Genomic DNA, 6,286 nt, shown 5'->3' on the forward strand with positions numbered 1-6,286 from the left:
TCCGGCATAAGTCAGAGTCACTGACTTTTCTTCGCTGCCGTTATAGAAATTGTCCGGTGCTTTTGCTTCTTTCACCACATAGCTTCCAAGATGCAGGTTCTTCAGTGTAACAGAACCATTCTCACCTGTTGTCAGATTTTCTTTTACCAGGTCTCCTTTGCTGTACACTTTTGTGCCATAAGCAGTTACGATATCTGCCCCGGCATACACGTTATACACTGCATTTTTCTGTCTGCGGTTTTCATACTGAAATACCGTTCCATTTTCACTGACATCTGCTCCGGAAAGCACCTGTCCTTCTTTGTAAATGGTAAGCTCTGCAAGCTGTTCTTTATTTTCTACAGTCACAGAGGAAGTCTTACTTGCTACCAGTTTTACATTTGTTGCCGTTGCATTTACTACATATCCCTGTGGTGCTGTGATCTCTTTCAGATAAACGGTATCCTGTGTCTTGATGATCGTAACAGAAGATTTTCCATTCTTATCTGTTGCCGGCATCTGAGTGAGCAGCTTTGTACAAGCCTCATCGCTGTATACACCGAATACTGCACCTGCAAGATTAACATCCGCTGTATCGTCTTTCTTTACGATTTCGATCGTAGCCTGTTCAATCCAGGACACCTTTAAGCTTACATATTTTTCATCAGCGACACCTTCTCCAAACACAAATGCCAGATCCTGAACACTTGCATTCGTAGTCAGTTTATATGCTGAATAATCTTTTGTAATACTTCCCTTCATCTTTGCAGAAAAAGTAGCACTTACATCTTTTGTCTGTGTCAGAGGAGCCGAGAGATAAAACGTGGTTCCTCCTCCAATTGTTACGCTTGCACCTGCCGCACTTACATTTCCAGTAGATACATTATGAAACTTTACTCCCTTTGGTAAGTCCATTGTAATTTTCTGCTGGGAAGATGCGTTGAACTGAATGTTCTCCGTTCTCTGAACATTTCCATCTACATAAGCTTTTACATTCGGTTTGGAAAATGACATCGCTACATCTGGTATTTCCGGCTTATTCACACAATAATTATAGAGTTCTTTTGCCAAAGCCTCGCCTGTAGCATTTGTTCCATAGAACGCATCACTGCTTCCATTGGCATAAGATGCAGCCATGTGAATAATGATGAATCTTTTTCCTTCTGAAAAATCTGTGTGTTTATTCGCGAAAAAACTTTCGCTTCCTGCGGCATCTGTACCGTAATAACACACTTTTGCTAACGCGTGATTGTCTCCAATCTTTGTAATTGTATAATTTCCAGATCCAGGCCCTGGCTTAGCTGGCTGTACACAATACGCAATTGCTCTGACGCTTCCGTAGCTGATATAGTACGGCTCTGTCAGATAGGTTCCAAGATTATAATCTGCATATCTATACAGTGGTCCTTTTTCAATTGTTACCTGCTGTGTGCTTCTTGCTGAATAAGCCGAAACTGCTTCAAATGTTGCAATCTCTCCCTCTTCCATAGAATCAAGATCCACACCTTTGTCTCCTGCCTGTTCCAAAACATCGTGAAGCTCTAACCCTGATTCTTCATCATAGGTATCCTGATTCTGTGCCTGCTCTACTAAATCATCAAATTCATCAGCATCAATATCGGTAATTTCCGAGTCTGATTCTGACTCCTCCGCTTCCTCTGTCTGCTGTTCACTGCCAGCTGTTTCGGATTCGGTTACTGCTTCACTCCCTGCAGTTTCTGTCTGCGTTTCTGTTTCTTTCTCACGCACAATCAACTTTCGGCTGATCTGATACTTCGGATGCTCCTGATTTACCGGTTCCACATAATAGACCGCTTTGTAAGTGTCCGCATGATCTGTCGTAAAATCCTCATCCTTGTCGTTCTTTGCTTCCTCAAATGTGACTTTAACCTTGTCATCATCCTTGATTTCCAGTCCTGTGTAGTCTGATTTCACATCAAATACACTGCCTGTTTCAATTTCATAATCTTTGGCAGTCACCACTTCATCTTCATCCAGAAAATCTTTCACATCCTCATAAAGTGGAGGTTTTTTCTCTGGCTGAATCTCCGCTGCATATGCAGTCATCGGAGATAACACTGTACTAAGCATTGTCATGCCTGCCAGCAATCCAGATACTACTTTCCTAAAATTACCTTTTTTCTTCATGCTAAGGTCCTCTCTTTCATAATATTTGTATGAAAACAGACAGTCCTTAGACTGCCTGCAATACACTACTTATCGTTGTGGGAAAATCAGATTGAACTGCACATTCCCCTCGCCGGGATCAACCATTTCCACAGTTGCTTCATACTGTCGCCCTGTTTTTTTGGATACCAGATCCTTATAATGGATTTTTCCTTTAGCCAGGAACTTCTTTGCTGCCGCCTTATCCATCTTTTTCCCCTGGCTTGCAAGGAATTTATCATTCTTCCACAAGGTAAAAGCACAGTTCCGGTCAGAACAGTAAAAGTTTACTTTTCCTTCCCTGACATCTGCTCCACAGCGGGGACATTTGCCAATGACTTCTCCTTTTGCTTTTCCCTGAAACTGCCCTTTCTTTTCTTCTGAAATACCCTGATATCTGGCAACCAGTTCCTGCATCAGCTCTGTAATCCCATTTAGAAATTCATCTGCGGTCTCTGTATTCTGGGCAATGTGATTCAATGCCATTTCCCACTCTGCTGTCATCTTCGGAGATTTAATCTCATCCGGCAGAACCGTAATCAGTACATTGCCATCATCTGTCGGCACCAGATTTTTCTTTTCCCTTTTCACAAAGCCAGACTGAATCAGTTTTTCAATGATTGCTGCCCTTGTTGCCGGTGTGCCAAGTCCTTTCTTTTCTGTATCTCCGGTCAGTTCTTCATTCCCTGCACGTTCCATTGCAGAAAGCAGGGTATCTTCTGTGTATTGTTTCGGTGGCTGTGTAAAATGCTCCGATACAAAAGAATCACAAGGGCCGTAATGCTTGCCTGCCCAGATATCCAGCTCCGGCTCTTCTTTCTCAATCTTTACGCCAAAGAACTGTTTCCATTTATTTTCGATCGCCTTGAATCCTTCCTGCTTTGTTTTCTTTGCCGTGAGATAAAACGTATGATAATTACAGGTAATCTGACATTTATGGCTCTCATAAATATAAGGATCTGCGGTTGCCGTCAGTACCCTGGCACTGATCAGATACAAAATCTTACGGTTTCGTTCTTTCAGTTCACCAATATCTGCTTTGGCTACTTCCATAGTCGGGATAATCGCATGGTGATCAGATACTTTCTTTGAATTTAATACCTTACTCACGTCTGGCTGATATTCCAGACCTTCAACATAAGGCATTTTCCCAAGTAACATCTGAATCAGAGTTTCTGTGCTTTCTTCCATCTCATCTGTCAGATACTGGCTGTCTGTTCTCGGATAAGTGACAAGCTTCTGCTCATACATCTCCTGCACGGCATCCAATGTCTGCTGTGCGGTATAGCCAAACATTCTGTTTGCTTCCCTCTGAAGAGTGGTCAGATCATAGAGTTTTGGAGGGCGTACCGTCTTCTCTTTCACATCATCCTTTTCCACTTCGCACATCCGCTCCAGGCAGTCCGCAGCCACTTTATCTGCATCCTCTTTTTTCTGAAAATGCTCTGTAACCGCATCCATATCATCAAACTTGATATGAGCCATATAATATTTTTCTTTGGTAAATTCCTTGATCTTCTGATTTCGATCCACGATCATGGCAAGTGTTGGTGTCTGTACTCTTCCAACTTTCAGATTCTGGTTATACAGAACGGAAAAAAGACGGCTCGCATTGATTCCCACCAGCCAGTCTGCCTTTGCCCTGCAAAGTGCTGACTGATAGAGACTGTCATAACACGAACCGTCTTTTAATGACGCAAATCCATCTTTAATTGCCTGTTCTTCCATGGAAGAAATCCAGAGCCGCTTCATCGGCTTTTTGCATCCTGCCTGCTCATACACCAGGCGAAAGATTAACTCTCCTTCACGTCCTGCATCAGTAGCACAGATCACTTCATCTACATTGGAATCTCTCATCAGTTTTTTCAAGATTCCGTACTGCTTCTTTGTTCCATCCAAAACCTTGTGTCTCCAGCATTCCGGCACAATCGGCAGATCTTCATATCTCCATTTTTTATATTTTTCATCGTATTCCGATGCATCGCATAATCCAACTAGATGTCCTATGCACCAGGAAACGATATAACCGTTTCCCTCCACGTAGCCATCTTTTCTTGTTCTGGCTCCCAGTACCGAAGCCAGTGCCATCGCAACCGATGGCTTTTCTGCAATCACTAATTTCATTTACTCCTACTCCTCTTCTTCATCTTCCAGTACATCATCATTGAAATCTTCATCTCTCAGGATTTCCGGTTCTGCACTTTCTTCCTGCTCATCTGCATCGTCTACTTCCCGTTTTTCTGACTCTGAATCTTCGGATTCATCTTCATCCTCTTCCATCTCATCCTCGTCATCATATTCATGCTTTGGTTTATAGACTTTGAAGTAATATCCTCCTGCCGCAGCTCCGACTGCAACCAGTACGATCAAAAGATACGTTCCAAATGAACTTTTATCTTCCGGCATCTGGATGTCATCCTCTACCTTATATTTCTCGGATGACTCTGTCGTTTCCGGTTTTTCTTCCTCTGCTTTTTTCTCTGGTTCTGCATAAACAGTATCTACTTCCGGAAGTGTCACTGAATTAGAAAGTGTGAAGTTCATCAGATCTTTCTCACTGACTTCGGTAAGGAAATACACATTATCCTGAGATTTTGAATTATCAATAATCAGATAGAAAATCTTACCACTCTTTGTTGAAATGGTATAAAACTCTTTTGTTCCTTCCGTAGCTGTTTTTGTAACGGATTCTGCCGTCTCGCCTTCTTTATTAAGCTGTTTCTCAATACCTGTTACTGTCCGATCATCCACGGTCCCTTTTGCATCTGTCGGCTCAGAAGCCTGTGCATCCTGCGGAAGCGGAGAAGTCGTTGTTTTCTCAGTTCCCGTTGCATCTGCACTGGTCGTAGTTGCCATTGCACCATTGCTGTCACTGGAAGTTTTCTGTTTCTCTGCCTGCTTCTTTGCCCATTCATAGTAAGGATTCTGCAACACATACTTTTCAGAAGTATTTCCAGCACCGTCTGTTACCGTAATCTCAATCTGTTTTGTAGTAAAATCTTTCTGTGTCAGTTGCACTCTCAGCATTCCATCCTTCAAGTCTGTATAAGTGGTGCCATTGACTGTTACCGCAGTAATCCCGGATACTGTATCATTCCCCTGAATCGTCAGCACACCATCTGTCAGAGAAGCAGAAAGTGTCGGCTTTTCCGTGTCATAACACTTAATAGAGCGATTCTGCTCATAGACCTTTCCCTCACCATCTGTCACACGCACATACACTGTCTGATTTCCAGTGATCGTGATACTTCCGCTTCCGGTTACATCCTGCCAGCTTCCATCTTTTCCTGCTTTCGCTTCAATCTTTGCTATTGAGAAACCTTCCGGCATATGGCTGGCATCTACCGTAACAGCAATGGTTGTTTCTCCCTGTTTCCAGCCATCCGGTTTCTCAATCGTAATCGCAGGTGTGGTATTCTCAGCTGCATAAGCAGTCTGTGTCTGGAGCAAAGGTGTTGTCAGGCAAAGAAATGTCGTTGCTGCAAGCAAGCCCTTTTTTACCCTGCTTTTAGTAATTGTTCTCTTCTTCTGTTTCATTTTTTCCAGATTCATCATCGGCTTTTGTTTCCTCCTTCTGTATTTCCACCCTGCCGGGCAGTTCATTTTTCATTCTCTTTTTGAAAGCTTCCAATTCCGGAATACTCATATCCATTGCACGGATAATTCTTACAATTTCCAGATTTTCCGCTTCTGTTTTTGCAATCTCCGCAGCCTTGAACCGCTTTAAGTCTGCTTCATATCTGGCTTTGGATGCTTCCATTTTTTCCTTGGCTTTCTCATAATCCGCCGTTGCTTTTTCAAGACTTTTCATCGCTTCTCCTTTCCGGACGGCTGATGCAGCCGCCCTTTTTTCTTACCATCGTCCAAATCCATAGAAATGGCTCTGCCAGTATGGTGAATTGATGGACGTGTACTGCACCGGATGACCGCAATGGATCATCTGACCATTGCCTACATAGATTCCAATGTGCGTTACCGGAACTCCTGCATCATAAGTGCCTGTAAAAAAGATCAGATCTCCCGGCTGTGCTTCTGACTGAGATACCGGCGTGCAGATGTCATACAGTCCCTGTGCAGTCAATCTTCCTGTATTCCTTACACCAGAGTTTGTCAGGCAGTAACTTACAAATCCAGAACAGTC

5 protein-coding genes are annotated in these 6,286 nt (G+C 43.1%); all 5 read right to left on the minus strand.

Annotated features, from left to right (window positions below; genetic code table 11):
• On the minus strand, positions 1-2,127 hold a 2,127-nt coding region (locus tag OCV61_RS12175; protein WP_262582918.1), incomplete at its 3' end, for a thioester domain-containing protein.
• 69 nt (positions 2,128-2,196) lie between these two features.
• Positions 2,197-4,269 (minus strand): DNA topoisomerase 3, encoded by a 2,073-nt coding sequence (locus tag OCV61_RS12180; protein WP_055057309.1) that lies wholly within the window; start codon positions 4,267-4,269, stop codon positions 2,197-2,199.
• Positions 4,270-4,275: 6 nt separating this feature from the next.
• Entirely contained in the window at positions 4,276-5,700 is a 1,425-nt protein-coding gene (locus OCV61_RS12185; RefSeq protein ID WP_330377030.1) for a CD1107 family mobile element protein, read from the minus strand.
• Positions 5,654-5,956, minus strand: coding sequence for a DUF4315 family protein (locus OCV61_RS12190; protein ID WP_008688068.1), 303 nt, complete (start codon positions 5,954-5,956; stop codon positions 5,654-5,656). Before OCV61_RS12190 ends, OCV61_RS12185 begins: the two co-directional genes overlap by 47 nt.
• 42 nt (positions 5,957-5,998) lie before the next feature.
• The coding region (locus tag OCV61_RS12195) for a C40 family peptidase (RefSeq protein WP_262582920.1) at positions 5,999-6,286 on the minus strand (288 nt) is incomplete at its 5' end.

It is taken from the genome of Blautia ammoniilytica (genome assembly GCF_025566965.1).
Taxonomy (GTDB): Bacteria; Bacillota; Clostridia; order Lachnospirales; family Lachnospiraceae; genus Blautia_A; species Blautia_A ammoniilytica.